The sequence below is a fragment of the Pelagibius litoralis genome (assembly GCF_011683915.1).
Lineage (GTDB): Bacteria > Pseudomonadota > Alphaproteobacteria > Kiloniellales > Kiloniellaceae > Pelagibius > Pelagibius litoralis.
Genome location: NZ_JAAQPH010000018.1, coordinates 64,229 through 89,428 on the forward strand (window position 1 = coordinate 64,229; position 25,200 = coordinate 89,428).

Sequence of the window (25,200 nt, forward strand, 5' to 3'; positions counted from 1 at the left end):
TCACATGTTTTGGCGCAACCACGAAGTGGTTCCGTCAAAACATGATCCGATCTAGGTCTCAGCGCTTTTCCGTCATCCCGGACTTGATCCGGGATCCATCGTTGCGCTTGCGCGGTCTCTCCCGGCAAACAGAGTGATGGTTATCACCATGGACCCCGGATCAGGTCCGGGGTGACGATAGGGGGCGATGGTCGCGTTGTACAAGTGACCCCTCTAACCTTCCACGCCCTCGACGATCACCACGGCGCCGTCGGCGTTCTCCAGGCGCAGGGGCAGGATCTCCTGATATTCCGCGGAGTGATAGAAACCCTCGGCTGCCGCCTTGTCGGGAAACTCCAGGATGATCAGGCGCGGGATTTCCCAATCCCCTTCCAGCACGTCGACGGGCGCGCCGCGCGCCAGGTAGCGGCCGCCGTGGTCGGCGACGACGGCGGGAACGGCATCGCGATAGGCTTCGAAGGCTTCCGGGTTGGTCACGTCCAGATGCGCAATGATATAGGCGGCCATGGGTATCGTCTCTCCAGATAGGGTCTTCGGGTTGCGGGTCGTCTATAGGTGCGGCGCCAGAAAGGCGGCGGCGGTAAGATACGCGCCGAGGGCGGCCAGGGCGAGAAAGAAGACCTTGCGGAAGCGCGCCTCCGGCAGGCGCTTGCGAAGCAACTGGCCCAGTGCCATGCCGGCCAGGGCCGGGACCAGGGCAACGGCGGAGAGCAGGCCCGCCTCGGCGGGCAGCAGCGCATGGCCGCTCAGCGCCACGGCCATCGCCAGGGTCGACACCAGGAAGGTGATGCCCATGGCCTGCACCAGATGATCGCGCGGCAGGGCGAGGGCCTGCAGGTAGAGCACCGAGGGAAAGATAAAGGACCCGGTGAGCCCGGTGATGACGCCGTTCACGCTGCCGATCAACGGCGATAGCCAAGTCTCTCTGGCGCCGGGTGCCGGGGCCTGCAGCCCGGTGATGCTGATCGCGGCGTGGGCGCAGATCAGCGCACCGAAGAGGCCGGAGACAAGCACTGCGTCGAGGCCGGCGAGCACGCCCGCGCCAATCCAGATACCCAGGCAGGCCGGTGCCAGCAGCGGCCAGAGGCGTTTCAGCAGCACCGCCAGCGCACCGCCGCTTACGGCCTGCCAGATGTTGGTCGCCAGGGAGGGCACCAGCACCAGGGGTATCGCGTCTTTCAGGTCGATCCGGGTCGCCAGCAGCGCCAGGGCGATGGTCGGCAGGCCGAGGCCGACCAGCCCCTTCACCAGCCCGGCCAGCAGAAAGCTGGCCACCACGACGGCAATCAGATCGATCTCCCACATGGTTTGATCATAGGACCCCTGCAGTCCCGGGTCTTGGGTTTTGGACTTGCGTCGAAGCGGTTCCGGCCCGCTCCCCCTCCCGGCCACTCAATGCAATTATCCTAATGGGTGGCCGGGAGGGGGAGCGGGCTGGTGCCGAAACCCAAAAAAGGTCTAATCTCGCCGCCGCTCAACAGAAAACAGGTCATAGGGAGGAAGCGATGCGGCTTCAGGGTAAGGTCGCCGTGGTTACCGGCGGCGGGTCGGGATTCGGCGAGGGGATTGCCAGGCTCTTTGCCGCCGAAGGCGGACGCGTGGTGGTCGCCGACATCAACGGTGATGCGGCGGAGCGGGTGGCGGCGCAGATCGATGCCGCCGGCGGCGCGGCGGTCGGCCTGCGCGCCGACGTGACCGCCAAGGCCGATGTCGATGCGATGATGCGTGCCGCGCTGGACAGCTATGGGCGCCTCGACATTCTGGTGAACAACGCCGGCGTCTCCCACCGAAACAAGCCGATGACCGAGGTGAGTGAAGAGGAGTTCGACCGGATCTACGACGTCAACGTGAAGGCCATCTACCTGGCGGCGGTGGCGGCGATTCCGCTGATGAAGGCCCAGGGCGGCGGCTGTATCGTCAACACCTCCTCCACCGCGGCGCTCAGGCCGCGCCCCGGTCTCACGGTCTACAACTCCTCCAAGGGGGCGGTAAACGTGATGACCAAGTCGATGGCGGTGGAACTGGCGCCGGACAAGATCCGCGTCAACGCGATCTGCCCGGTGATCGGCGAGACGGCGCTGATGGAAACCTTCATGGGCGTGCCGGACACGCCGGAAAACCGTAAGAAGTTCGAGGCGACCATTCCCCTCGGCCGTTTCTCGACGCCTAAGGACATTGCCGAAGCGACGCTCTTCCTGGCGTCGGACTCGGCGAACTTCCTGACCGGGGTCACCCTGGAGGTCGATGGCGGCCGCTGCATCTGAATTCTGCAGGAAGCCATGCTTCGAGACGCGCGTTTGAGCGCGCTCCTCGGCATGAGGATGAAAAAAACTCACTCTGAGGAGATCGCGAAGCGATCGTCTCGAAGGGTGCGCCACAAAAGAAAAGGCCCGGGACATTGTCCCGGGCCTTCGCTTTTTTTAGGCGTTTCCTGAAGCGCTTAGTTGCGGTTGCCGAAAAGCTGCAGCAGGAAGAGGAAGAGGTTCAGGAAGTCGAGGTAGAGACGCAGGGCGCCCATGATCGACTTCTTGGTGACGATCTCGCTGCCGTCGGCCTCGTTGTACATGTTCTTGATCTGCTGGGTGTCGTAGGCGGTGAGGCCCGCGAAGACCAGCACGCCGGCGACGGAGATCACGAACTGGATCGCCGGGGAGCCCAGGAAGATGTTCACCACCATGGCGATGATGATGCCGATCAGACCCATGAAGAGGAAGGTCCGCATCCCCGAGAGGTCTTTCTTCGTGGTGTAGCCCAGCAGGCTGAGGCCCGCAAAGGCACCGGCCGTGATGAAGAAGATCTTGGTGATCGAGGCGCCGGTATAGGCCAGGAAGATGTAGGACAGCGAGAGGCCCATCACCGCGGCAAACACCCAGAAGGTGATCTGTGCCGCCGAAGCGGACATCTTGTGGACCCGCGCGGAGAGGAAGAACACGAAGCCGAGCGGCGCCAGCATCACCACCCACTGCAGCGGCGTGCTGTAGATCGCGCTGAGCAGTGCCGGGCTCGTCGAGGTCAGATAGGCGACCAGGCCGGTGATGCCCATGGCGACAGCCATGTAATTGTAGACGCCCAGCATGTATGAGCGCAGACCCTCATCGATCTGCGAGGCATCAGCCTGCGTCTGCGTCATGTATTTGCGGTCGGGACCGAGAGCCATCAGGACACCCTTTCATTTACCCATGCAACCTTGGCGGCAAAATCGAGGCCGCAAGCTTGCCCAAAGAATTCACTGATAATATTGGGCGAAGCGGCCTTCGAATCAACTTATTTCCGCATAGCCCGTGCGTGAATTTTTCTTCATATTCAAAGCGATAAACAACAGTATTTGTCTGTATTAAGGCTCTGTTTCGGCGCGTTGGAGCGCGATTTGCGGCCCCAGGGGGCGATTATTCGTTGCGCAGCAGGGGGGCGGCCTTCTGGCCGAGTGCCCGCCAAGTGCCGGCAAAGCCGAAGGCCACGGTGATGGCGGTGGCCAGCAGGGCGGTGGTCAGAACCGCCTGGGGCATGAAAACGAAGGGTGTGCCCATGATTTCGGTCAGCACCAGATAGGCGGCCAGGCTGCCGATGGCGGCGGCAATGGTGGCGGTCACCAGGCCCAGCAGGCCGTATTCCAGCAGAAAGGCCTGGGCTATGACCCGCCGGGTTGCGCCCAGAACCTTCAACACCACGGCGTCGTAGACCCGGCGGTGATGTCCGGCGGCGACGGCACCGGCCAGCACCAGAACGCCGGCGGCCAGGGCGACGGCGGCGATGGCGCGCACCGCCGTGGCGATGTGGGTCATCAGCTGGCCGACCTGCTCCAGCGCCTCTTTCACCCGGATCGAGGAGACGTTGATGAAGCGGTCGGTGACGGCGATTTCCAGGCCATCCTCGGCTTCCGGTTCGGCCTTCACGGTGGCGATGTGGCTTTGCGGTGCCTGCTCCAGCAGGCCGGGGGAGAACACCATGACGAAGTTGATGGTCAGGTTGCTCCAGTCGATGACCCGCAGATTGGCGATGGTCACTTCGACGTCGCGGCCCAGGATGTTGACGCTGAGCTTGTCGCCCGGGCCGATGCCGAGCGCCTGGCCGACATCGTTGTCGAGCGAGACAAGGGGGTCGCCGCTGTAGTCGGCGGGCCACCAGTCGCCGGCGGTCAGCTCGTCGCCGGCGCGCGGCTCACGCATCCAGGTGAGGCCGCGGTCGCCGCGGAAGATCCACTGCACGTCCGCCGGGATTTCCATGTCCCGGGGCGATACGCCGTTCACCGCGGAGATGCGCCCGCGCAGCATCGGCACGCGCTGCACCTCGGTGATGCCCGGCAGGCCGGCGACCAGGCTGTCGAAGTCGGCAACCTGGTCGGGCTGGATATCGATGAAGTAGAAGCCGGGGGCTTCCTCCGGCAGGCTTTGCTGGAGCTGGCGGGACAAGTTGCCCTCGATGAGGGCGATCGCCACCAGCACCGTCAGGCCGAGGCCGAGCGACATGACGACCGAGCCGGTCGGTGCTCCCGGCCGGTGCAGATTGGTGATGGCGAGGCGCAGGCCCGGGCGCCGCGAGCGCGGCAGGCGGCGCGACAGGCTGATGATTGCCTGCGCCGCCAGACGGAACAGGGCGAGCGCCGCGATGGCCCCGACCACGAAATAGAACGCCAGCATCCGGTCGCTGGCGGTCAGCACCGCCAGGCCCGCCAGCAGACCGCCGGAGAAGACCAGCGCCGGCAGGACGCTACGGTCCGGCAGTGCCTTTGCCGGTGTGATCAGATCGCGGAACAGGCTGGCCGCCGGCACCGCGCGGGCCCGCGCCAGCGGCAGCAGTGAGAAGGTGATGGCGGTCAGGATGCCGAAGGCGGCGGCGGTGAGCAGCGGAACCGGATAGATCGCCAGTTCGGCGCGCCAGCCCAGGGCGTCGCCGATCACCGCCTGGGCCGCCGGCGGGCTGAGGGCGCCGATCGCCACGCCGATCACGATGCCGACCAGCGCCAGGGCGAGGATCTGCGCCATGTAGATCTGAAAGACCAGACGGCCCGGTGCGCCCAGGCACTTCATGGTGGCGATGGTGCCGGTCTTGCCGTCCAGGTAGCTGCGCACGGCATTGCCGACGCCGACGCCGCCGACCAGCAGAGCGGTCAGACCCACAAGGGTCAGGAACAGGGTCAGCCGGTCGATGAAGCGGCCGATGCCCGGCGCCGCCTGCGTCGTATCGCGAATGCGCCAGCCGGCCTCGGGGAAGGTTTCCGTCAGATCGCTGCGCAGCGCCGCAGCAGAGGTCTGACTGTCCAGGCGCAGGCGGTAATGATTGCGGATCAGGCTGCCCGGCTGAACCAGGCCGGTGGCGGCCAGGCTTTCCTGCTGGACCATGAAGGTCGGGCCCAGGGTGAAGGCGCGTGAGGTGCGGTCCGGTTCGCGCTCCAGCACCGCCCGGACCTGGTATTGGGTGTCGCCGATCTGCACCAGCTCACCCAGTTCAACTTCCAGGCGGCGCAGCAGATTGCCGTCCACGACCGTGCCCCAGACACCGTCCTGTTGCGCCAGGGCTTTGTCGAGATCGAGAGCCGGGGCAAGCTCGACGGCACCGTAAAGCGGATAGAGGTTGTCGACCGCCTTCAGCTCGACCAGGACCCGGCGCGACCCCTCGTCCAGGCCGCGGGCCATGGCCCGCATTTCCGAGGTGGTCGAGATCTCGGCCCGCTCGCCCAGCCAGGCCAGTTGCTCGGCGCTGGCCTCGACATGGGTGAGGCGCAGGTCCATGTCGCCGCCCAGCAGGCTGCGTCCGTCGCGCTGCAGGCCCTGCAGCATCGCCTCCGATACCGAGCCGACGCCGGCAATGGCGGCGACGCCAAGGGTGAGGCAGGCCAGAAAGATGCGAAAGCCCTTGAGGCCGCCGCGCAGTTCCCGCCGCGCCAGGCGCAGAGCGAGCGGCAGGCTGCCCGCAACGCCTTTGCCCATGGCTTTGCTGCCCGGGCGCCCGACGGCTGGTTGGTCCAGCGCCGTCACGAGACGGCCGCTTGAGCCGGGGCGTTTGCGGAGGTGTTCCGGCCGGTCGGGCCGTCGTCGATGATCAGGCCGTCGAGCAGTTTTACGGTGCGCGCGCAGCGCGCCGCCAGCTGCGGGTCATGGGTGATCAGCAGCAGGGTGGTGCCCTGCCCCGCCTGCAGGCTGAACAGCAGGTCGATGACCTGCTGGCCGGTTTCGCCGTCCAGGTTTCCGGTCGGCTCGTCGGCCAGCAGCAGATCCGGTTCCGCGGCAAAGGCACGGGCCAGCGCGGTGCGCTGCTGCTCGCCGCCGGAAAGCTGACCGGGATAGTGGGTCAGGCGGTGGCCCAGGCCGACCGACTCCAGGCAGGCCGCCGCCCGCTCAAAGGCGTCGCTGCGCCCGGCGAACTCCAGGGGAATGGCGACGTTTTCCAGGGCCGTCATGGTCGGGACCAGGTGAAAATCCTGGAACACGATGCCGACGGAATCGCGCCGGAACCGGGCCAGGGAATCTTCGTCCAGGCCGTTGAAGCGGGTGCTGCCGATGGTTACCTGGCCCTCGCTCGCACGCTCCAGGCCGGCGATAATCATCATCATCGACGACTTGCCGGAACCCGAAGGCCCGACCACGCTGACCGTCTCGCCGCGGCCGATGGTCAGGTCGAGCCCGCGCAGGATATGAACCGGACCGGCCGACGACGGCAGGGTCAGTTCCACCGCCTCCAGGGCGATCATGGAATCTCTTGGGTCGGTCGGGACCTTTGAGGCAGGGTTGCTGTTTTCGGTCATGGTCCCTCTTTTATACGGTCTGCCTGCCATATGGATCGCTCAAACGCCATTTCAACGCAGATCGGCCGTCTAAGCCGCGCCTTTCTTGGTGTTTTCCGGACCTTTAGGGCGGTTTGCCGGCCGCCGCCATCATTTTGCCCGCTTGATCGGGCGCGTTGCGGCGACTACTTGTTTCACAGGATCAAAAGGGTTCCCGGCGGGGCGGATGACCCTCCGGCAGGACGTCTTCTCCCCGCGGCACAACCCTTAAAGGGTGGGTTTCTATGCATTTTTCCCCCGATTCCCGCAGGCGGCAGGGCAGATGGATGCCGGCCCTGGCGGTTGCTGCGGCAATGGTTCTGGGCAGCCCCGGGGCCCAGGCCGAAGCCCTGCGCCTGATGGCCTTCGGCGACAGCCTGGTCCACGGCTACGGCCTGGCGGCGGGCGATACCTTTCCCGAACAACTGGAAGCCGCGCTGCGGGCCGACGGCCTGGACGTCACGGTGATCAATGCCGGCAATTCGGGCGATACCTCGGCAGCGGGGCGGGCCCGGCTCGACTGGGCGCTGGCCGACGATCCGACCGCGGTGATCCTGGAGCTGGGCGCCAACGACGGCCTGCGCGGCCTCGACCCGAACGCGACCTACGACAATCTCGACGCCATCATGGCCCGGCTCGACGAAGAAGGTCTGCCGGTGCTGATCGCCGGGATGCTGGCGCCGCCCAACCTGGGCCGGGAATACGGCGATATCTTCAACAATGTCTTTCCGCGCCTGGCCGAGAAATACCAGGCACCGCTCTATCCGTTCTTCCTGGAGGGGGTGGCCTTTGAGCCGACACTCAATCAGGCCGACGGCATCCACCCCAATGCCGCGGGCGTGGCGGAGATCGTGAAACGCATCAAGCCGCAGGTTGTTGCCCTGGTGAAGACCGCCAGGCTGGCCGAACAGTCCCAGCAGACGAACTGACTATGACCGCCCCCGCAATTAACAGCGGCGCCCAGCGCGCCGGGCGTTACGTATCCGCTTTTGCCAGCAGTGATGAGGCCTCGCCTGAAATCTGGGGGTCGGTGGCCACTGCCTGTGTTGCGGCGCTCGGCGACCTGCCGGAGCGCGCGAACCTGGGCTTTGTCTACGTCACGGCCGCCCTGGCCGACGATCTGGGCAGCATCGTCACCTTCCTGCGGGAGCGCACCGGCGTGGCGGACTGGACCGGCACGGTCGGCCTGGGGGTGATGGCTTCGGGGCGGGAGTTTTACGACCGCCCGGCGCTTTCGGTCCTGGTCGCCGCCCTGCCGGAAGACAGCTATCGCCCCTTCGCGCCGGTGGTGAGCGACCTGGACGATTTCAGCCGCGATCACGACGCCTGGGTGGCGCAGCACAGGCCGATCCTGGGTGTGGTTCACGGCGATCCGCGCAATCCCCAGATTATCGAGGTCATCGAAGCCGTCTCCCAGGCAACCGCCGCTTTTCTGGTCGGCGGCCTGACCGCTTCGGAAAGCCCCGATTTTCCGCAGGTCTGCGGAACCCTGACCGAGGGCGGTCTGTCGGGCGTGCTGTTCTCCTCGGAGCAGTTGGCGGTGGCCGGCCTTTCCCAGGGCTGCACGCCGATCGGCGCCGTCCATGAGGTTACCGCAGCGACCGGGCAGGGGGTGGTCAAGACCCTCGACGGCCGTCCGGCCCTGACGGTGCTGCGTGAGGATGTCGGCGAGTTGCTGTCGCGCGATCTAAGCCGTATCGGCGGTTACATCTTCGCGGCGCTGCCGATTGCCGGCAGCGACACCGGCGACTATACGGTGCGCAATCTGGTCGGCATGGATATGGAGCGCGAGTGGCTGCAGGTCGGTGCCGAGCTTGCGCCCGGCGACCGCGTCGGGTTCTGCCGGCGCGACCATGCCTCGGCGCGGGGCGACCTGAAACGGATGCTGGAAGGCCTGCGCGAGCGCGCCGGCTCAGCGCCGCGCGCCGGGCTTTATTATTCCTGCGTCGCCCGGGGGCGGCACCTTTTCGGTCCACACTCGGAAGAACTGCAGTTGATCCGCGAGACCTTTGGCGATATCCCGCTGACCGGGTTCTTTGCCAACGGCGAAATCTCAAACAACAGACTCTACGGCTACACCGGCGTTCTGACGCTGCTGCTTTGAAACGGCGGCTTGTCTCGACGGCGCTTTTTCTGAGGGCATCACATGTCTGGGGGACATCACATGGAGTATCGCAAACTGGGCCGCAGCGACATAAAGGTCAGCGCCATCTGTCTTGGCACCATGACCTGGGGCATTCAGAACAGCGAGGCCGAGGGCTTCGAGCAGATGGACTATGCCCTGGATCAGGGGATCAATTTTTTCGATACCGCCGAGATGTATCCCGTGGCCCCCAAGGCCGACACCTACGGCCGCACAGAAGAGATCATCGGCAACTGGTTCGCCGCCCGGGGCAACCGCGACAAGGTGGTGCTGGCGACCAAGATCGTCGGCCCGAACAAGGAGCGCTTCGCCTACATCAGGGGCGGCGATACCCGCTTCAACAAGGACCACATCACCGCGGCGGTCGACACCAGCCTGAAGCGCCTGAAGACCGACTACATCGATCTTTACCAGCTGCATTGGCCGGACCGGGCGACCAACGATTTTCGCGGCCTTGCCTATGAACAAAAGCCGGATGCCGCGGAGACCCCGGTCGAGGAAACCCTGGAGGCGCTGGATGAAGTGGTGAAGGCCGGCAAGGTGCGCCAGGTCGGCCTGTCGAACGAAAACCCCTGGGGGGCGATGCGCTTTATTACGGCATCGGAGGCCGGCAGGGGCCCGCGCATGGCCGCCGTCCAGAACCCCTATAACCTGCTGAACCGCAGCTTCGAGACCCGCATGGCCGAGGTCGCCCTGCGCGAGGATTGCGGCCTGATGGCCTATGCGCCACTGGCGGCCGGAACCCTGAGCGGCAAGTACCTGAACGACCAGTGGCCCGAGGGCGCGCGCCGCACGCTCTGGCCGGACAACACGCGCTATCAGGGGCCCCAGGCGGATGCCGCGACGGCGGCCTATGTGAAGCTGGCGCAGGACCACGGCCTGGACCCGGCCCATCTTGCCCATGCCTTCGTGCTGACCCGCCCCTTCGTCACCGCCTCGATCATCGGTGCCACGAAAATGGAGCAGCTGAAGCTCGACCTTCAGGCCAAGGATGTGGTTCTCAGCGACGAGGTCCTTGCGGGCATCGAAGCCATTCACAAGGACTACACCTATCCCTGCCCCTAAGAGCAGTCCCGCCGGGGCAGGCGTCACTGCCGTTCGGGTCTTCCCGCGTTTTCCAGTCTTCGATATCGGCCATGCGTCTGTTTGTTGCCCTTTCCCTTCCCGCCGATCTGCGCAGCCGTCTCTGCGCCCTGTCCTCGGGCTTGCCGGGCGCCCGCTGGGTCGATCCGGCCAATCTGCATCTGACCCTGCGTTTCATCGGCGAGGTCGGTGGTCATGAGGCGGACGATGTGGATGCCGCTCTCTCCGGTATCAACGGCAAGCGCTTTTCCCTGACCCTTTCCGGCCTCGGCCAGTTCGGTGGGGACCGGCGGCTGCGCGCGCTCTGGGCCGGGGTGGAGCCCAACGAGGCCCTGGACCATCTGCAGGCCAAGATCGAAACCGCGCTGCAGCGCGCCGGTCTCGCCCCGGAGAAGCGCAAGTTCAAACCCCACGTCACCCTGGCGCGCTTCAAGGCCAACCCGGGCGAGCGGCTGCAGGACTACATCGTCGAGCGGTCGCTGTTCCGCGCCGAACCTTTCGAGGTGACCGAGTTCGTTCTCTACTCCAGCTACCTGGCCCACAAGGGCGCGATCTACGCCCCCGAAGCGACGTATCCGCTGATATGAGCGGCGCGCGTCTCAGCGTTGCCACGGCGAGTTTGCGGTCACGGCCAAGCCGCTCTCAAATGTCCGTCACATGGTTCACCTGATGCAGCAGGCTGCGGCGGCCTGTGCCGCTCTGATCGTGATCTGCCTTAGGACGTCGGGCCGAGGGGACCGGCCGGCGGCTGTATCGGTTTGGGCTTGCGGGTCTCGCGGTGCAGGATGTAGAGGCCGCTGGCGACCAGCATGGCCGAGCCGATCCACACTTCGGGGCCCGGCACATCCTGCCAGACGAGCCAGCCGATGATGACGCCCCAGAGCAGCACCGAATAGTCGAAGGGTGCGATCACCGCGGCGGGCGCGAAGCGGTAGCCCTGGGTGATCAGCATCATGCCGGCGGTGCCGATCACGCCCATGAAGGCGAAGAGCCCGAGATCCGGCAGGGTCGGGGTCTGCCATTGGGTGGGCATCAGCGTCAGGGTGACCCCGACGGCGATAAGGCTGGGCCAGAACAGGATCGCCGAGGTCGAGAGGAAGCGGGTCTGCTTGCGTCCGATCAGCATGGCAACGGCGTAGCAGAAGGCGGCGCCCAGGGGCAGCAGGGCCTCGACGCGGAAGGCCGAGGTTCCCGGCTGCACCACCACCAGAACCCCCAGGAAACCGAAGATGACCGCCGCCCAGCGCCGCACGCCGACATGCTCGCCCAGCACCGGGACGGAGAGGGCGGTGATGAACAGCGGGGCGGCAAAGGCGATGGCGAAGGCATCGGCCAGGGGCATGTAGCGCAGGCCGGTGAAGAACAGAAAGGCGGCGCCCAGATTGGCGCAGGCCCTGGCCAGCAGAAGGCCGGGGCGGCGTGGCCGCAGGTTGGCCAGGCCGCCGCTGCTGAGGATCACGAAAACCAGAATGGTCATCAGGCCGAAGAAGTTGCGGGCCAGGATGATCTGGCTGACGGCGTAGCCTTCGCCGAGAAACTTGGCGCAGGCGTCCATGACCGCCATGCCGAAGAGCCCGACCAGCGCACAGGCGATGCCGAAACCGATCCGCTCCACCCCGGCAGCGGGCTTTGCAACCTCTTGGCTCATGTTCTTATCCTGAACGTAACGGCACCGGCCCGCATCCCCTCCCGGCCACCCCCAAATATCCCATGGGCGATTATCCTGGTGGGTGGCCGGGAGGGGATGCGGGCTGGAACCGCTTCGACGTAGGTCGAAATAACGCTACGCGTAGCGGATCAGGATGTCCTGCACCATTTGCGCATAGGGGGGTCCACAGATCTGCGTGTGCACCAGCAAAGGAAAGAGATTGTAGATATCACGCCGGGCTTCGTGGTAGCCGGGCCGGGGCGGCCGCAGCGCTTCATAGTGCCGGTGGAAGGCGGGGCCGAAGGTGGACAGCAGCTCGATATAGGCGATCTCCACCTCCGGATCGGCAAAGTAGAGCGCCGGATCGATGAAGGCGGCGACGCGATTGCCGCGAAACAGGACATTGCCCGCCCAGACATCGCCGTGCACCAGTCCGGGCTGCGGCGGCTGCTCGATGAAACGCTCCAGCCTGTTGCAGAAAGCCTCCAGCCGTCGATGGGTCTCGGCCGGCAGGCGCCCTGAATCCCTGGCGATGCGCCCCATCACCAAAAGGCGCCGGTCGCGGTAGAAATCGCACCAGGATCCGGCCCAGGCGTTGGGCTGCGGCAACGCGCCGATCACGGTGTCACGCTCGAAACCATAGGCCGGCGCGGTGATGGCGTGCAGCGCGGCGAGCCTTTCGGCGGCGTCTTCCTCCGTGGCGGTGCTTGCGCCGGAGTCATGGTCCACATAGTCCATCAGCAGCAGCGATTCTGAAACATGGCGCGTCTGCGGCACCGGCAGGCGGGTGTTCCCGGCCAGGAAGTCGAGCATATAGCCTTCGACCGCAAGGCCGCCGTCCCGGGCCACTTTGGCGACCAGGGGCGGGCCGTTCTCAAGGTCGACCCGGAAAACCTCCGCCACGCAACCGCCGAGCAGGCGCGTGAGCCCGCGTGGAGGCAGGCCCAGGGCCGCCGCAACGACGTCTTCGGGGGTCTGGTTCCTTTCGCTAGGGCTTGGTTCCATGGGCCGCCAGGTAATCGCGCTTGAAAGCTTCGATCCAGGGTGGCGCGGCCGACTCGATCACGTCCAGCATAATCTCATAGTCGGCCAGGGTTCCGTAGTAGGGGTCGGCGACCTCGTCCCCGGCGTCCGGCATGACGTCCAGGTAGAGGGCAAGGCCGCAGGCCGAGCCCTCCGGGCGCTGGCGTTCCAACTGACGCAGATGGCCGTGGTCCATCGCCAGGATGAGGTCGAAGTCGTCGAAATCCCGGTGCGTGATCTGGCGCGCCCGCAAGGCGGAGAGGTCATAGCCGCGCTCGGCGGCGCAGATGACCGCTTCGCTGGAGGGGGGCTGGCCGATGTGGTAGCCGGCCATCCCCGCTGAATCCAGCAGGACCCGGTCGCCCAGACCGGCCGAAATCAGGTGGTGGCGCAGCAGTGCCTCGGCCGTCGGCGAACGGCAGATGTTCCCCGTGCAGACGATCAGGACTTTCAGCTTCTCGGGTGTATTCACAATTGAATTACTTGGAAAACGGGTGGTTGCATTTGATCTATCATCGCGGCCTCATGTCCGCAAGAATTCGCAAGGGGCAAAGCAGTCGGCAGGGCAGCCAAAGGAAGATGAAAGATCGACGAATCGTTATTCTGACCGGTGCGGGCATATCCAAGGAATCGGGCCTGGATACCTTCCGCGATCCGGACGGGATCTGGGCGCGGCTGCGCATCGAGGATGTTGCGACGCCGGAGGCTTTTGCCCGGGCGCCGGGGCGCGTACACGATTTCTACAACTATCGGCGCAGTGGCCTTCTGGACCCGGCGGTGGCGCCCAATGCCGCCCATCTGGCGCTGGCCCGCCTGCAGCAGGACTGGCCGGGAGAGGTTCTTCTGGTCACCCAGAACATCGACGACCTGCATGAGCGCGCCGGCTCCCCGGCGCTGATCCACATGCATGGCGAGCTGTTGAAGGCGCGCTGCCTGGCCTGCGGTTCGGTCAGTCCCTGGCGCGAGGCGATGACCGTCGACAGTCTCTGCCCGGCCTGCGGCGCCGACGGCACTCTCAGGGTTCATGTGGTCTGGTTCGGCGAGATGCCCCTGGAGATGGAGCGCATCTACGATGCCCTGGCCGCCTGCGACCTCTTCGTTTCCATCGGCACCTCGGGCAATGTCTATCCGGCCGCCGGCTTCGTCGCCGAGGCCAGGGGCAACGGCCGGGCCCACACGGTGGAACTGAACCTGGAACCCTCCGAGAGCCACAGCCTCTTTGCCGAATGCCGCTACGGCCCGGCGACCCAGCAGGTGCCGGCCTTTGTCGAGGAAATGCTGCACGATGGCCGGTAAAAAGCCGATGGCGTCTGCCTCAGTCCCGGGGCTGGCGGAGATTGTCGCCCAGGCGCGGGCCTGCCGGGTCTGCGCCGCCCACCTGCCGCTGGGGCCGCGCCCGGTGCTGCGGGCCGAGGCCGGGGCGGGGCTGATGATCATCGGCCAGGCGCCGGGCACCCGGGTGCATGAAAGCGGCATTCCCTGGAACGACCGCTCCGGCGACCGCCTGCGCGACTGGCTGGCGGTGCCCAACGAGACCTTCTACGACGCGGCCCGGATCGCCATCGTGCCCATGGGCTTCTGCTATCCCGGTGTCGATGCCAAGGGCGGCGACAAGCCGCCGCGCCCGGAATGCGCGCCACTGTGGCATCCGCCCCTGCTGGCGGCGCTGCCGAAGATGAAACTGACCCTGCTGGTCGGCCTCTATGCCCAGGGCCATTACCTCGGCAAGCGGCGCCAGAAGAACCTGACCGAGACGGTGCGGGCCTGGCGCGACTACCTGCCGGAATACCTGCCGCTGCCCCACCCGAGCTGGCGCAACACCGCCTGGCTGAAGAAAAACCCCTGGTTCGAAACCGACCTTTTGCCGGAACTGCGTAAGCGGGTGAAACGTCTGACAAAGTAGGAAGCGGCTGCGCCCTTCGAGACGAGCGGTTGTTGCGGATCAACCAAGGGCGGCTTCATGAGATGGCAGATGAAAGATCCGAACTGATCGTGAAAGCAAAGCTACCCGAATCGCTGTTCAAGGTAAGTCGCAAGTCTTTCTGCTGGGGTTCCGACATCGTTTAGCAGTGTCGTCTTCCACGCATTGATTTCAAAGCTCACAACGTCCATTTCCCAGATACAGCCCACGACCTCCTTCACGCCGTTACCGAATTCCGTTGGCGCTTCCCACTTTGCGCGCATCTGCCCAATGTTTGCGAGCACACTACCCCACTGCCAGTAGAATACCGGAGATACGACGGCGACCTCTGCAAAGTGGATGATTTGAAATCCAATCCCATGATTTCCAATCCCATCTGCCAGACTGCCTGCATCGGGCAGTCTTTTGATGGCTTCAGTTCCGGCTGCGGATGCGGTGCGGTCGTCAAAACGTCTTCCGTCGGCGAGGATCGCATAGCGCTTCAACTGCCATCCGTGATCTCTCACGACTGGCAAGGACAAAACACTGCGGGCGCAATATTTTTGGAGGTGATCCACGAGAACGTCCTTGTTGCACAAAGTGAACGTTATAGAAAAACCAAGCGGACACCACCCATCAAAACCGTCTCTTTGACGGCCTGGCATCGGAAAATGCAAACGCTGGAAAGCCACTGGAAAAAGGCCACAAGGGCGCAGGTGATTTAATGCGTCAGTCTTTCGGCGTGACCAGATAGGCGCAGCGCCGGGCGCCGGCCAGGATGTGGTCGATGCGCTTCACCGTGACCGCGCCGCCCAACGACTGCTGAAAGACCTCCAACTCGCTGCGGCAGAGACTGGTGCAGGCGGCGGCGGCCGAGCAGACGGGGCAGTGGTTCTCGATCAGCAGATAGCCGCCGGTGGTCTTCTCGACCTCGGCCATGTAACCCTCGTCGCTGCGGATCGCGGCCAGCGCGCGCAGTTTCGCCGGCAGGCTCCGCCGCTTGCCGATGCGGGCCTTGTAGGCCTCGACCTGTTCGCGGGCGCGCACCGCCAGCAGCTTTTCCAGTCCCTTTTCGCCGAAGGCCTGCTTCATGGAATCGATCAGCCCGACGGTGAGGTCGGCATGGCCGTCGGGAAAAAAACGGTCGGCTGCCTGGGTCAAGGCCCAGAGCTTGGCCGGGCGGCCCCTGGCCGTACCGGGCGGCCGGGCTTCGGCCTCATGGGTGACCAGGCCCTCGGCCTCCAGGTCGTAGAGGTGCTGGCGCACCGCCATGGCCGAGATGCCGAGACGCTCCGCCAAGCGGCCGGCATCCTGAGGGCCGTCCTGCTTCAGGTGGTCGATGATGGCGCGGCGGCTGCGCTTCTCGCCCGGCTTGGGTACTTTCTTCAACATTCCTATTAATTAAAGATTTTTCTTGAGAAATGCAAGCGGCGGGCTTACCGTATTTCTCAAGGAAAAACTTTCGAATATAAGATCGGGAGAATGCCCATGACCGCGCTCGCCGCCGTCCCGTCCTCCGGTACCAGGCTTCACATCGGCCCGCTCCAGCCTCTGCTCGAAAAGGGCCGCCAGATCGTCAAGGCCGAGGGCAAGCAGATCGCCGTCTTCGCCAGTGACAAGGGCGTCTTCGCCTGCAACAACCGCTGCCCGCACGAAGGCTACCCCCTGATGGAGGGCAAGCTGAGCCAGGGGGCGGATGGTGGGGGCTGCATCCTGACCTGCAACTGGCATAACTGGAAATTCGATCTCGAGGGCGGCGAGACCCTGGTCGGGGGCGACAAGCTGCGCCGCTACCCCGTGGAGATTATCGACGGCGAGGTCTGGCTGGACATTACCGATCCGCCGGCCGAGGAGCGCCGGGCCGCGGCGCTGGAAAGCCTGCGCCGCTCGTTCCGGCGGCACGAATACGACCGCATGGCGCGGGAGATTTCGCGGCTCCAGGCCGCCGGCGGCGATCCGCTGGACGCCCTGCGCGGGGCGCTGGACTGGACGGCGGCCCACTTCGAGTTCGGCACCACCCATGCCCATGCCGGGGCGCCGGACTGGCTGGCCCTGCGCGATGAACTGGCCGAGAGCGACCCGGAGAAGCTCGTTCCGCTGCTGGAGGTCGTCGGCCATCTGGCCTGGGATTGCCTGCGCGAACCGGCCTACCCCTTTTCCGAGGGAAGCCGCCCCTACGATGCCGCGGCACTGGTGGCCGCCATCGAGGCGGAAGACGAAGCCGCGGCCATCGCCCTGCTGCGCGGCGCCCTGGCGGACGGGTTGGGCTATCGCGAGTTGGAGGAACCCCTGGCCGAGGCGGCCCTGGCGCACTACCAGGACTTCGGCCATTCCCTGATCTATGTCTACAAGACCGGCCAGTTGATCGAACGCCTGGGCCCCGCCTCCGCCGAGCCCTTGCTTCTCAGTCTCGTTCGCTCCCTGGTCTACGCCTCGCGCGAGGACCTGATCCCGGAATTCCGGGCCTACGGCGGCGCCCTGGTGCGCTGGGACGGCAAGGGCGCTGCGCCGGTGGCGGCAGAGGACCTGCGGCGCCTTTCGGTGCCCAAGGTGCTGGAGCGGGTGCTGGCGTCATCGGCGGACCGCAAGGCCCTCTTCGATGCACTGCTGGGGGCAGCGGCGGCCGACTTCCTGCAGTTCGACCTGACGGTCCAGGCGGCCACCGACGGGTCGGTTTCCCACAACGTCAACTGGCTCGACTTCACCCATGCCGTGACCTTCAGCAATGCGGTGCGGGTGCTCTGCAGCCGTCATCCCCGGCTCTGGCCCCAGGGCCTGCTGCAGATCGCCTGCTTCATCGGCCGCAACGCGGGTTACGTCGACTGCGCCTTGGACGCCAGCCCCTGGCAGGTGGACGACAGCGCGGCCTTTTTCGACCGTTCGATGCGGGGCCTCTTCGATCACGCCCAGCCCGAATACATCGTCTCGGTGCATCTGGTGAAGCTGCTGACGGCGGCCCGCGAGGAGATTGCCGCCGATCCCGCGGCGCCCTGGGTGCCGCCGCTGCTGGCCGCGGTGAACCGCTTCCTGCACGAACCGCTGAAGCGCAAGCACACCAGGCGCACGGCGCAGCAGGCGCTCAGCTTCGTGGCGGCGGAGGGTTAGGCGCCGATACCAAAAAGGCCCCCTCACCCCTCACCCCGGCCCTCTCCCACAAGGGGAGAGGGAAATACATCCACGTTCTTTTTTGTTCTCCCTCTCCCCTCCGTGGGAGAGGGCCGGGGTGAGGGGTGAGGGGTGATCAGCGTCCCGCGCAGCGGGTGAGCGGGAGATAGGCGCCAAACGAAAAACGGCCCGTCTTGCGGCGGGCCGTTTGCGTTTGAGAGAGGCGTGCGGACCTCAGGGGTAGCTTTCGATCTGCTCCATGTCGTCATCGGAGAAGCCGAAGTGATGGCCGATTTCGTGGACCAGCACGTGCTTCACCACTTCCGCCAGGTCCTCGCCGCTGTCGCACCAGTAGTCGAGGATCGGCCGGCGATAGAGAAAGATCATGTCCATGTCGTCGGGCACATCCAGGCTGGATTTCGCCAGCAGGCTGGTGCCGCGGTAGAGACCCAGAAGGTCGAAGGGAGACTCGCAGTCCATCTCCTCCAGGGTATCGTCGTCCGGGAAATCCAGGACATGGATGACCACGTTGCCCAGCGCATCGCGCAGGTCAGCGGGGATCGTGGCATAGGCCTCGCGGGCCAGTGCCTCCAGGTGCTTGGTCTCGGGCGGGGTGCTGTGACGCCCCACGTCGTGCATGCGTGCCATAACGGTTCCTATCGCCTCTTCTTGACCTCACCCTAGCCTGCCTTGACCGGGAGTCCAAGCAGAGTCACTTTCGGTTAACCTTAACCCAAGCAATTAGTTTTTGGAGGAACGCGATGGTGGAGAAGCTGGGCCCAAAGGAACGCGCCGATCTGCCCGCCGTGCTGCCCGGATGGGCCCCTGTGGAGGGCCGCGATGCCCTGAAAAAGACATTCCAGTTCAAGTCCTTTAACCAGGCCTGGGGCTTCATGAACCGGGTCGCCCTGGCGGCAGAGAAGCTTAACCATCACCCCGAGTGGTTCAATGTATACAATCGTGTTGAGATCACCCTGACGACCCACGATTGCGACGGTCTCTCAGAGCTCGACGTGAAGCTCGCCAAGCGCATCGAGAGCTACGCGGCTTGATGTGAGGCAGGAACAAAACAGAGCCCCCTCACCCTCCCGCTAACGCGCGCCCCTCCCTCTCCCACGCAGGGGAGAGGGGCTCTATAGAGGTCCTTTTGTTTCTCCCCTCTCCCCTCGTGGGAGAGGGTCGGGGTGAGGGGGCTTTTGGTTTTCTCTACTGCATGCGCATGGCGCCGTCGAGGCGGATGGTGTCGGCGTTCAGCATGGTGTTCTCGCAGATGTGCATGACCAGCCTGCCGAACTCCGACGGGTGGCCGAAGCGGTGCGGGAAGGGCACCTGTCCGGCCAGGTTGTCCTGCACTTCCTGGGGCATGTTCAGCAGCAGCGGGGTGCCGATCAGGCCCGGTGCGATGGTCAGCACGCGCACGCCCATCTTGGCGAATTCGCGCGCCGCCGGCAGCATCATGCCGTTGATCCCGGCCTTGGAGGCGGCATAGGCGACCTGGCCGAGCTGGCCTTCGACCGCGGCGATGGAGGCGGTGGAGATCACCACGCCGCGCTCGTTGTCGCTGTTCAGCGGTTCGGCGGCCAGCATGTCGGCGGCGGCCAGGCGCAGCAGATTGAAACTGCCGATCAGGTTCACCTTGATGACGTTCTCGAAGAAGTCGAGGGGCATCGGCCCGTCGCGCCCGACGATGCGCTTGGCCGGCGCGATGCCGGCACAGTTCACCAGCACCCGGCAGGGGCCATGGGCCTCACGCGCGGCGGCGACCGCGGCCTCGCCGGCTTCGGCGCTGGAAACGTCGCAGGCCAGGCCCAGGCCGCCGATTTCCTTGGCGACGGTTTCCGCCGCCTCGCCGTTCAGGTCCAGCGCCGTCACCTTGGCCCCGGCGGCGGCCAGGTGCCGTGCCGTCTCCGCGCCCAGGCCGGAGCCTCCGCCGGTCACGATTGCTGCAAGCCCTTTTACGTCCATCTCCTGATCCCCTCTCACTGCTAAAAGGCCACGCTTCGCGGCACGATCTCGAAAAAGCGCGGGCTCTATAGCAGAGCGGCCCGACAAAGACGAGCCCCGCCGGGCTCAGGGCCGGCTGGAGATCTGGATCGGGTTGCCGTCCGGGTCCTTGGCGTCGCAGATGGCGAAGTCCTCGGCCTGCTTCACCGGGCCAAAGCGCGCACCACGCCGGTTCAGGGTTTCGCGCGCGGCGGCCACGTCGTCGGTATGGAACACCAGTTTGGGTGGCCGACGGCCCAGCATGGCCGAGCCGTTGTGGAGCGCGATCTGCACCGCCCCGGCGTCGAACATTTTCCACCGGGGGCCGTCGTTGAGGACCGGCAGGCCCAGCACCTCGCCATAGAACCTTGCCAGGTCCGTCATATTGCCGGTGAAGATGGTCACCCGCCGCAGTGCCAGTTGCATGATTTTTCCTACCTTCCGGGTCCGCTTCGCGCCTTGGCGAATGTTGTTCTTCGCGACAGTGAAGCGGATCGATAAAAAAATGAAGCCCCGGGGTTGTCCGGGCCCCTGTGCCCCGGTCCTTGTATGAGGGCGGCGATTGTGTGATGAAGAAGGTGTGCGAAAAAGCGGCCCGCAGGGGCGTTGGGCCGCTTCAAGGGGAAAGTCCGTGCAAGCGGTCAAGGTTCTGGTGATTAATCTGGCCCGTGCCGAGGCGCGGCGCGAAGGCATGCGCCGCCGGCTCGATGCGCTTGGCCTGGACTACGAATTCATCGCAGCCGTCGATGGTCGCCAGCTGGACGTGACCAGCCATCCGGCTTACGACCGCAAGCGGCGGCGCTACGCCTACGGCCGGGATCTGACGGCGGCGGAACTGGGCTGCGCCCTCTCCCACCGCGCGGCCTGCGAGCGCCTGCTGGCGGGGGATCTGGACCAGGTCCTGGTGCTGGAGGACGACGCGGTTTTCGGCCCGGATTTCCCGGCGGTGATGGCGGCGATCCTGGCCTGTGACACGCCCTTCGACATGGTGCGTTTCGTCGACGGCGCCAAGCTGCAGCGCCGCCGCCGCCGCCGTGTCGCCAGCCTCACCGGGGATTACTGGCTGGTGCGGCCGGAGACCACGCTGGGCGGCGCCCATGCCTATCTGCTGCGCCGCAGCGGCGCGGAGAAACTGCTGCCCGCCATGCAGCGCAACTGGCTGGCGGTGGACAGCCTGATGGGGCGCAGTTGGGACCATGGACTGGTCTGGTTCACCGTGGAGCCGGTCCCGGTTGCCCCCGATGTGGCCCTGGAGTCGACCATCGGGACCCTGCGGCACGAGAAGGTCATGGAAACCGGGCTTGCCCACCGCCTGGCCTTCCCGGCGATCCGCGCCCTGCGCAAGGTGCAGGAGACCGTCGGCAAGCGCCGCGTCTACTGGTTCACCTGGGCGGAGGATCGGCGCAGCCTGAAACGATCGGGCCGTTGAGTCCCGGCCGCTAACCGCGATCCCCTATCGCCTCGCCCGGCAGCCCATTCCGGCCCAGGCCAGCGCCAGCCAGCCGGCCATCAGCAGGAAGCCGCCTGTCGGCGCCAGGGGGTTGGTGATCTCGGCCAGGCCCAGACTTTTCAGATAGAGCGCGCCGCAGAACAAAGCCATGCCGGCGAGGAAAAGGGCGGCGGCAATGCCCGCCCGCCGGCCCGCCGCTGGCGCCAGGCTGCCGATCAGCGCCGCCAGGCCCAGGGCCGGCAGATGCGCGAAGTGATAGCTGAGCGCGGTGTCGAAAACCGCCTGCGCCCGTGCATCGGCGAAGGCCGCCCCATGGCTGCCGTAGGCGCCCAGCGCCACCGCAGCGACGCCCAAAAGGCCGAGAAGAATCCAAAGGATGCGCATGGCGGCGGAGGATAGGCGAGGGCGCCCCCGCTGTCCTATGCCGGATTGTCGCGGGGCCGATTGTCATGGGGGAGGGCTGGTGACCCCGGCAGGATTCGAACCTGCGACCTACAGATTAGGAATCTGTCGCTCTATCCGGCTGAGCTACGGGGCCTCGCTGGCCGATGAAGGCCGCTTTTAGATAGGCCAAAGCGCCGGATTAGGCAATGCGGGCGGATGCCCCTTACTCCACGCCCTTGAAGCGCTCCGTGGCGGCGACCAGGGCGCGGCGAATGCCGGGCTCCATGGCGGAGTGGCCGGCGTCGGGCACCACCATGTAGTCGGCTTCCGGCCAGGCGCGGTGCAGGGCATCGGCGGTTTCCATCGGGCAGACCATGTCGTAGCGGCCCTGGACGATGACCGCGGGAATGTTGCGGATGCGGTTCAGGTTCTTCATCAGGGCGTTCTCCTCCAGAAAGACCTGATGCTCGAAATAGTGCGCCTCGATGCGCGAGAGGCCGAGGGCGTGGCGTTCCTCACCAAAGGCGGCCACGGTCTGCGGGCTGGGCAGCAGGGTGGAACAGCTGCCCTCGTACATGCTCCAGGCGCGGGCGGCGGGCAGGTGCACCTTGGGGTCCGGGTCGTTCAGGCGCTTCTGATAGGCTGTCATCAGGTCGCCGCGCTCGTCCTCGGGAATGGCGTCGGCGAAGTTGCGCCAGTTCTCCGGGAAGATCCGGGCCATGCCGTAGAGAAACCAGTCGATCTCCGCCTCGCTGCCCAGGAAGATGCCGCGCACCACCAGGGCGGAAACCCGCTCCGGGTGGGCCTGGGCATAGGCCAGCGCCAGGGTCGAGCCCCAGGAGCCGCCGAAAACGTGCCAGCGCATGATCCCCAGGTGATCGCGCAGGCGTTCCATATCGGCGATCAGGTGGGGGGTGGTGTTGTTCTCCAGCCCGCCCAGCGGGGTGGAGCGCCCGGCGCCGCGCTGATCGAAGACGACGATGCGGTAGTGGCGCGGATCGAAGAAGCGGCGGTGGTCCGGCCCGGCCCCGGCGCCGGGCCCGCCGTGCAGGAAGACGATAGGCCGCCCGGTCGGATTGCCGGAAACCTCCCAATACATCGAATGCTGGTCGTCCAGCGCGAGCCGCCCGCTTTCATAGGGCTCAATCGGTGAAAAAAGGTCCTGCGCGAGCATGCGGCCAGCCTCTTCCATCTGTCTTTCTCCTCAGGCCATGCCCTGGCCCGGCTCCCTGCATATCCCAGGCGGCCTGCCTCTGCCAACTTTCTTAGGGCTTAGGCGCCGGTCGGCGGCTTTCGGCTTCCTCTTGACCGCTCTCGCCCCGGCGGGGCCTGGCCTGATAGACTGTCCGCCAACGATTTGGTTCCGCCGCCGCCTCATGATTCGCCCGATGACCCGTCACGTCCTTTATCTGGTTCTGCTTTTGGTGCCGCTGCTGGCCGCGCCACCGGGACTGGCAATTCCGCCGCAGGAGGCGCTGGCGCCGGGCGAAGCGGGCCGGGTGGCGGAGATCGTCGACGGCGATACCCTGGTGCTGGCGGACGGGCGCGAGATCAGGCTGGTCGGCATCCAGGCGCCGAAACTGCCGCTCGGGCGCGCCGGCTTCAAGGCCTGGCCCCTGGCCGGGGAGGCCAAGGCCCTGCTCGCTGCCCTGACCCTGGACAAGACGGTTACGCCGGGCTTCGGCGGGCGCCGCGGCGACCGCCACGGGCGGGTGCTGGCGCATCTCTTTGTCGAGGGTGGGTCCGGGGAGGCGGCCCCCGGGGGAGAGAAGCTCTGGGTGCAGGGGGCGATCCTGGAAGCCGGCCTCGCCCGGGTCTACAGCTTCGACGACAACCGCGCGCTGATCGCCGAGATGCTGGCTTTGGAACGCCGGGCCAGGGCCGAGAGGCGGGGGATCTGGGCCGATTCCTTTTACGCCTTGCGCCCGGCAGAGGCGGCGCAGCGCTGGCTCGGCGGTTTCGAACTGGTCGAGGGCCGGGTGGTTGCGGTTGGCCGGGCCGGGCGCAATACCTATCTGAACTTCGCCGAGGACTGGCGCAGCGACTTTACCATTGTGGTGAGCCGCCGCGCCGGGCAGATGTTCGCCGAACAGGGCATTGACCTGGAAAGCTATCAAGGCCGGCGCCTGCGCGTGCGCGGCTGGCTAAAGTCGCGCAACGGCCCCATGATCGAAGCCACCCATCCCGAGCAGATCGAGCTGTTGGAGGAATGATGTCCCTAACTTTCGGTTCCCTTGCACGTTCTTTCCTCCTGCGTTGGCCGCTCCTGCGTCGGCTGGGGGCGCTGCTCCCGTTCTTTATCCTGCTGCCGCTTTTGGCGGCCTGCGCCACGGCGCCGGGCACCGGGCGGACCATCTTCACCGGCGGGCTCAGTGAAAAAGGCGAGGCCGAGCTGGGCCGCAAGGAACATCCCAAGGTGATGGCCCAGTACGGCGGCAGCTATGACGACCCGGCGCTGAACGCCTATGTGTCCTCGGTTGGGAACCTGCTGGTCCAGACCTCCGAACTGCCCGACCTGAAATTTACTTTCACCATCCTGGATTCGCCGGTCGTCAATGCCTTCGCCCTGCCCGGCGGCTATGTCTACCTCACCCGCGGCCTGCTGGCGCTGGCCGGGAACGAGGCTGAGATGGCCGGCGTGATGGCCCACGAAATCGGCCATGTGACGGCGCGTCATACCGCAGAGCGTTATGGCCAGACCATGGCCGCCAACGTCGCCGGGGCTGGGCTCGGCGTGCTGCTCGGCGGGCCGGCGGCCCAGGCCGGCGGCGCCCTGGGTGGGCTGCTGGTGCGCAGCTATTCGCGCGAACAGGAGTTCGAGGCCGACATGCTGGGCGGCCGCTATCTTGGCCGCGCCCGCTACGATACCCGCGCCATGGCCGGCTTCCTGAGCCAGCTTCAGGCCCATGGCCGCCTGGAGGCGGAACTGGCCGGCCAGCCGGAAAAGGCCGACGCCTTCGACATCATGCAGACCCATCCGCGCACTACCGACCGGATCGAACGGGCCCTGGAACAGGCGGGCGTCAACAGGGTGGAAGATCCTATGGTGGCGCAGGATATCTATTTCAGAAAGATCGACGGCCTGCTGTTCGGTGACAAGCCGGACGAAGGCTACATCCGTGGCCGCAGTTTCGCTCATCCGAAGCTGAAATTCGCCTTCGAAGTGCCGGAAGGCTTTCGCCTCTACAACCAGTCGAACCGGGTGCTGGCGCGCAACGGCGACGGCAGCGCCGCGATCATTTTCGACCGGGCCGGCAAGGGTTACAAGGGCGCCATGACCGACTATCTCGGCGGTGTCTGGGGTAAGAACCTGAGCCTTTCGGGCCTGGAGGCGATTACGGTGAACGGCATGGACGCGGCGACGGCGGGTGCAAGCAACGGGCAACAGAGCCTGCGGCTTCTGACGCTGCGATACGATGCCCAGACAATCTATCGTTTCGCCTTCGTCACCAAGCCCGACCAGACGGCCAGCTTCAACCGCGGTTTCCGCGAGACGACGTACAGCTTTCGCAAACTCTCCGACGCGGAGGCCGGCAAGCTGAAGCCGCGCCGGATCAGGATCCATCAGGTCAAGGCAGGGGAGACGGCGGGCAAAATCGCCGCGCGCATGCCTTTCGTTGAGGAAAACCTGAAACGCTTTCTGGTATTGAACGGCTTTGACCGGAATGTGACGTTGCAGACCGGCCAAGCGGTGAAGATCATCGCCGAGTAGATGGAACCC

At 65.9% G+C, this 25,200-nt stretch carries 27 protein-coding genes and 1 tRNA gene; 12 read left to right on the forward strand and 16 right to left on the reverse strand.

Going from position 1 to position 25,200, the window contains the following annotated elements; translation table 11 throughout:
* Positions 1 to 213 precede the first annotated feature (213 nt).
* Positions 214 to 507, reverse strand: coding sequence for a DUF1330 domain-containing protein (locus HBA54_RS20885; protein ID WP_167228296.1), 294 nt, complete (start codon positions 505 to 507; stop codon positions 214 to 216).
* Between the two features lie 42 nt (positions 508 to 549).
* Positions 550 to 1,305 carry a sulfite exporter TauE/SafE family protein gene (locus tag HBA54_RS20890; protein WP_167228298.1) on the reverse strand — a complete coding sequence of 252 codons (756 nt, stop codon included), beginning with the start codon at positions 1,303 to 1,305 and terminating at the stop codon, positions 550 to 552.
* A 200-nt stretch (positions 1,306 to 1,505) separates the two neighbouring features.
* Between HBA54_RS20890 and HBA54_RS20895 the strand changes: the two genes are divergently transcribed.
* A complete protein-coding gene (locus HBA54_RS20895; RefSeq protein ID WP_167228300.1) occupies positions 1,506 to 2,264 on the forward strand; it encodes a glucose 1-dehydrogenase in 759 nt (252 codons plus the stop codon).
* 176 nt (positions 2,265 to 2,440) lie between these two features.
* Here HBA54_RS20895 and HBA54_RS20900 read toward each other — a convergent pair whose 3' ends face one another.
* From HBA54_RS20900 to HBA54_RS20910, 3 genes are all read right to left on the reverse strand, one after another.
* Positions 2,441 to 3,157 (reverse strand): Bax inhibitor-1/YccA family protein, encoded by a 717-nt coding sequence (locus HBA54_RS20900; RefSeq protein ID WP_205944804.1) that lies wholly within the window; start codon positions 3,155 to 3,157, stop codon positions 2,441 to 2,443.
* A 229-nt stretch (positions 3,158 to 3,386) separates the two neighbouring features.
* Positions 3,387 to 5,975, reverse strand: a complete 2,589-nt coding sequence (locus tag HBA54_RS20905; protein WP_322096081.1) for an ABC transporter permease — start codon at positions 5,973 to 5,975, stop codon at positions 3,387 to 3,389.
* Positions 5,972 to 6,742, reverse strand: coding sequence for an ABC transporter ATP-binding protein (locus HBA54_RS20910; protein WP_240932801.1), 771 nt, complete (start codon positions 6,740 to 6,742; stop codon positions 5,972 to 5,974). The genes HBA54_RS20905 and HBA54_RS20910 overlap by 4 nt, the downstream gene beginning before the upstream one ends.
* 305 nt (positions 6,743 to 7,047) lie before the next feature.
* Between HBA54_RS20910 and HBA54_RS20915 the strand changes: the two genes are divergently transcribed.
* From HBA54_RS20915 to thpR, 4 genes are all read left to right on the forward strand, one after another.
* Positions 7,048 to 7,689, forward strand: a complete 642-nt coding sequence (locus HBA54_RS20915) for an arylesterase (RefSeq protein ID WP_240932802.1) — start codon at positions 7,048 to 7,050, stop codon at positions 7,687 to 7,689.
* Between the two features lie 2 nt (positions 7,690 to 7,691).
* Positions 7,692 to 8,864 carry an FIST signal transduction protein gene (locus HBA54_RS20920; protein ID WP_167228304.1) on the forward strand — a complete coding sequence of 391 codons (1,173 nt, stop codon included), beginning with the start codon at positions 7,692 to 7,694 and terminating at the stop codon, positions 8,862 to 8,864.
* Between the two features lie 60 nt (positions 8,865 to 8,924).
* The gene (locus tag HBA54_RS20925) at positions 8,925 to 9,968 is read left to right on the forward strand and encodes an NADP(H)-dependent aldo-keto reductase (protein ID WP_167228306.1); all 1,044 of its coding nucleotides are present in this window, start codon (positions 8,925 to 8,927) and stop codon (positions 9,966 to 9,968) included.
* 71 nt (positions 9,969 to 10,039) lie between these two features.
* Positions 10,040 to 10,573, forward strand: coding sequence for an RNA 2',3'-cyclic phosphodiesterase (thpR, locus tag HBA54_RS20930; protein ID WP_167228308.1), 534 nt, complete (start codon positions 10,040 to 10,042; stop codon positions 10,571 to 10,573).
* 128 nt (positions 10,574 to 10,701) lie between these two features.
* On the opposite strand, the gene HBA54_RS20935 is transcribed toward thpR, so the two are convergent.
* The 3 genes from HBA54_RS20935 to HBA54_RS20945 form a co-directional block, all read right to left on the reverse strand.
* Entirely contained in the window at positions 10,702 to 11,634 is a 933-nt protein-coding gene (locus HBA54_RS20935) for a DMT family transporter (protein WP_167228310.1), read from the reverse strand.
* A 135-nt stretch (positions 11,635 to 11,769) separates the two neighbouring features.
* On the reverse strand, positions 11,770 to 12,639 hold the full coding sequence (locus tag HBA54_RS20940; RefSeq protein WP_167228312.1) for a fructosamine kinase family protein: 870 nt from the start codon (positions 12,637 to 12,639) through the stop codon (positions 11,770 to 11,772).
* Positions 12,623 to 13,129 (reverse strand): low molecular weight protein-tyrosine-phosphatase, encoded by a 507-nt coding sequence (locus HBA54_RS20945; RefSeq protein WP_322096082.1) that lies wholly within the window; start codon positions 13,127 to 13,129, stop codon positions 12,623 to 12,625. The genes HBA54_RS20940 and HBA54_RS20945 overlap by 17 nt, the downstream gene beginning before the upstream one ends.
* A 107-nt stretch (positions 13,130 to 13,236) precedes the next feature.
* Here HBA54_RS20945 and cobB point away from each other — a divergent pair, with 107 nt between their 5' ends.
* Together cobB and HBA54_RS20955 are read left to right on the forward strand one after the other, a co-directional pair.
* Entirely contained in the window at positions 13,237 to 13,953 is a 717-nt protein-coding gene (gene cobB, locus HBA54_RS20950; protein ID WP_167228314.1) for a Sir2 family NAD+-dependent deacetylase, read from the forward strand.
* The gene (locus HBA54_RS20955; RefSeq protein WP_240932803.1) at positions 13,943 to 14,560 is read left to right on the forward strand and encodes a uracil-DNA glycosylase family protein; all 618 of its coding nucleotides are present in this window, start codon (positions 13,943 to 13,945) and stop codon (positions 14,558 to 14,560) included. The genes cobB and HBA54_RS20955 overlap by 11 nt, the downstream gene beginning before the upstream one ends.
* Before the next feature lie 101 nt (positions 14,561 to 14,661).
* Here HBA54_RS20955 and HBA54_RS20960 read toward each other — a convergent pair whose 3' ends face one another.
* The gene (locus HBA54_RS20960) at positions 14,662 to 15,063 is read right to left on the reverse strand and encodes a hypothetical protein (RefSeq protein WP_167228316.1); all 402 of its coding nucleotides are present in this window, start codon (positions 15,061 to 15,063) and stop codon (positions 14,662 to 14,664) included.
* Positions 15,064 to 15,286: 223 nt separating this feature from the next.
* Positions 15,287 to 15,949: a helix-turn-helix transcriptional regulator gene (locus HBA54_RS20965; RefSeq protein ID WP_167228318.1), complete on the reverse strand. Its 663-nt coding sequence runs from the start codon at positions 15,947 to 15,949 to the stop codon at positions 15,287 to 15,289.
* A gap of 96 nt (positions 15,950 to 16,045) precedes the next feature.
* On the opposite strand from HBA54_RS20965, the gene HBA54_RS20970 reads away from it, so the two are divergent.
* Positions 16,046 to 17,662, forward strand: coding sequence for a Rieske (2Fe-2S) protein (locus HBA54_RS20970; protein ID WP_167228320.1), 1,617 nt, complete (start codon positions 16,046 to 16,048; stop codon positions 17,660 to 17,662).
* 234 nt (positions 17,663 to 17,896) lie between these two features.
* Here HBA54_RS20970 and HBA54_RS20975 read toward each other — a convergent pair whose 3' ends face one another.
* Positions 17,897 to 18,310, reverse strand: coding sequence for a metallopeptidase family protein (locus tag HBA54_RS20975; protein ID WP_240932804.1), 414 nt, complete (start codon positions 18,308 to 18,310; stop codon positions 17,897 to 17,899).
* A gap of 113 nt (positions 18,311 to 18,423) precedes the next feature.
* Between HBA54_RS20975 and HBA54_RS20980 the strand changes: the two genes are divergently transcribed.
* Positions 18,424 to 18,714 carry a 4a-hydroxytetrahydrobiopterin dehydratase gene (locus HBA54_RS20980; protein WP_167228322.1) on the forward strand — a complete coding sequence of 97 codons (291 nt, stop codon included), beginning with the start codon at positions 18,424 to 18,426 and terminating at the stop codon, positions 18,712 to 18,714.
* 154 nt (positions 18,715 to 18,868) lie between these two features.
* On the opposite strand, the gene HBA54_RS20985 is transcribed toward HBA54_RS20980, so the two are convergent.
* Complete coding sequence (locus HBA54_RS20985; protein WP_167228324.1) at positions 18,869 to 19,627, reverse strand: SDR family NAD(P)-dependent oxidoreductase; 759 nt, start codon at positions 19,625 to 19,627, stop codon at positions 18,869 to 18,871.
* Positions 19,628 to 19,732: 105 nt separating this feature from the next.
* Positions 19,733 to 20,071: a VOC family protein gene (locus tag HBA54_RS20990; RefSeq protein ID WP_167228326.1), complete on the reverse strand. Its 339-nt coding sequence runs from the start codon at positions 20,069 to 20,071 to the stop codon at positions 19,733 to 19,735.
* A gap of 205 nt (positions 20,072 to 20,276) precedes the next feature.
* Here HBA54_RS20990 and HBA54_RS20995 point away from each other — a divergent pair, with 205 nt between their 5' ends.
* Positions 20,277 to 21,074 carry a glycosyltransferase family 25 protein gene (locus HBA54_RS20995; RefSeq protein WP_167228328.1) on the forward strand — a complete coding sequence of 266 codons (798 nt, stop codon included), beginning with the start codon at positions 20,277 to 20,279 and terminating at the stop codon, positions 21,072 to 21,074.
* A 24-nt stretch (positions 21,075 to 21,098) separates the two neighbouring features.
* Here HBA54_RS20995 and HBA54_RS21000 read toward each other — a convergent pair whose 3' ends face one another.
* The 3 genes from HBA54_RS21000 to pip all read right to left on the reverse strand — a co-directional run bounded on the left by HBA54_RS21000 (position 21,099) and on the right by pip (position 22,671).
* A complete protein-coding gene (locus HBA54_RS21000) occupies positions 21,099 to 21,479 on the reverse strand; it encodes a DUF423 domain-containing protein (RefSeq protein ID WP_167228331.1) in 381 nt (126 codons plus the stop codon).
* A gap of 77 nt (positions 21,480 to 21,556) precedes the next feature.
* Positions 21,557 to 21,633 (reverse strand) — tRNA-Arg (locus tag HBA54_RS21005).
* A 69-nt stretch (positions 21,634 to 21,702) separates the two neighbouring features.
* Complete coding sequence (pip, locus tag HBA54_RS21010; RefSeq protein WP_240932805.1) at positions 21,703 to 22,671, reverse strand: prolyl aminopeptidase; 969 nt, start codon at positions 22,669 to 22,671, stop codon at positions 21,703 to 21,705.
* A 196-nt stretch (positions 22,672 to 22,867) separates the two neighbouring features.
* Here pip and HBA54_RS21015 point away from each other — a divergent pair, with 196 nt between their 5' ends.
* Both HBA54_RS21015 and HBA54_RS21020 read left to right on the forward strand, forming a co-directional pair.
* Positions 22,868 to 23,692, forward strand: coding sequence for a thermonuclease family protein (locus HBA54_RS21015; protein ID WP_167228333.1), 825 nt, complete (start codon positions 22,868 to 22,870; stop codon positions 23,690 to 23,692).
* Entirely contained in the window at positions 23,689 to 25,191 is a 1,503-nt protein-coding gene (locus HBA54_RS21020; protein WP_167228335.1) for a M48 family metalloprotease, read from the forward strand. Before HBA54_RS21015 ends, HBA54_RS21020 begins: the two co-directional genes overlap by 4 nt.
* The last annotated feature ends 9 nt before the right edge of the window (positions 25,192 to 25,200 follow it).

Coding starts and splice junctions, on each gene's coding strand:
- HBA54_RS20980 (WP_167228322.1), top strand. CDS start 18,424: ATGGTGGAGAAGCTGGGCCCAAAGGAACGCGCCGATCTGCCCGCCGTG.
- HBA54_RS21020 (WP_167228335.1), top strand. CDS start 23,689: ATGATGTCCCTAACTTTCGGTTCCCTTGCACGTTCTTTCCTCCTGCGT.
- HBA54_RS21000 (WP_167228331.1), bottom strand. CDS start 21,479: ATGCGCATCCTTTGGATTCTTCTCGGCCTTTTGGGCGTCGCTGCGGTG.
- HBA54_RS20920 (WP_167228304.1), top strand. CDS start 7,692: ATGACCGCCCCCGCAATTAACAGCGGCGCCCAGCGCGCCGGGCGTTAC.
- HBA54_RS20925 (WP_167228306.1), top strand. CDS start 8,925: ATGGAGTATCGCAAACTGGGCCGCAGCGACATAAAGGTCAGCGCCATC.
- HBA54_RS20900 (WP_205944804.1), bottom strand. CDS start 3,157: ATGGCTCTCGGTCCCGACCGCAAATACATGACGCAGACGCAGGCTGAT.
- HBA54_RS20970 (WP_167228320.1), top strand. CDS start 16,046: ATGACCGCGCTCGCCGCCGTCCCGTCCTCCGGTACCAGGCTTCACATC.
- HBA54_RS20895 (WP_167228300.1), top strand. CDS start 1,506: ATGCGGCTTCAGGGTAAGGTCGCCGTGGTTACCGGCGGCGGGTCGGGA.
- HBA54_RS20885 (WP_167228296.1), bottom strand. CDS start 507: ATGGCCGCCTATATCATTGCGCATCTGGACGTGACCAACCCGGAAGCC.
- HBA54_RS20915 (WP_240932802.1), top strand. CDS start 7,048: ATGCCGGCCCTGGCGGTTGCTGCGGCAATGGTTCTGGGCAGCCCCGGG.
- HBA54_RS21015 (WP_167228333.1), top strand. CDS start 22,868: ATGACCCGTCACGTCCTTTATCTGGTTCTGCTTTTGGTGCCGCTGCTG.
- HBA54_RS20890 (WP_167228298.1), bottom strand. CDS start 1,305: ATGTGGGAGATCGATCTGATTGCCGTCGTGGTGGCCAGCTTTCTGCTG.
- HBA54_RS20990 (WP_167228326.1), bottom strand. CDS start 20,071: ATGCAACTGGCACTGCGGCGGGTGACCATCTTCACCGGCAATATGACG.
- HBA54_RS20940 (WP_167228312.1), bottom strand. CDS start 12,639: ATGGAACCAAGCCCTAGCGAAAGGAACCAGACCCCCGAAGACGTCGTT.
- pip (WP_240932805.1), bottom strand. CDS start 22,671: ATGGAAGAGGCTGGCCGCATGCTCGCGCAGGACCTTTTTTCACCGATT.
- HBA54_RS20935 (WP_167228310.1), bottom strand. CDS start 11,634: ATGAGCCAAGAGGTTGCAAAGCCCGCTGCCGGGGTGGAGCGGATCGGT.
- HBA54_RS20975 (WP_240932804.1), bottom strand. CDS start 18,310: ATGGCACGCATGCACGACGTGGGGCGTCACAGCACCCCGCCCGAGACC.
- HBA54_RS20955 (WP_240932803.1), top strand. CDS start 13,943: ATGGCCGGTAAAAAGCCGATGGCGTCTGCCTCAGTCCCGGGGCTGGCG.
- HBA54_RS20910 (WP_240932801.1), bottom strand. CDS start 6,742: ATGACCGAAAACAGCAACCCTGCCTCAAAGGTCCCGACCGACCCAAGA.
- thpR (WP_167228308.1), top strand. CDS start 10,040: ATGCGTCTGTTTGTTGCCCTTTCCCTTCCCGCCGATCTGCGCAGCCGT.
- HBA54_RS20985 (WP_167228324.1), bottom strand. CDS start 19,627: ATGGACGTAAAAGGGCTTGCAGCAATCGTGACCGGCGGAGGCTCCGGC.
- HBA54_RS20965 (WP_167228318.1), bottom strand. CDS start 15,949: ATGTTGAAGAAAGTACCCAAGCCGGGCGAGAAGCGCAGCCGCCGCGCC.
- cobB (WP_167228314.1), top strand. CDS start 13,237: ATGAAAGATCGACGAATCGTTATTCTGACCGGTGCGGGCATATCCAAG.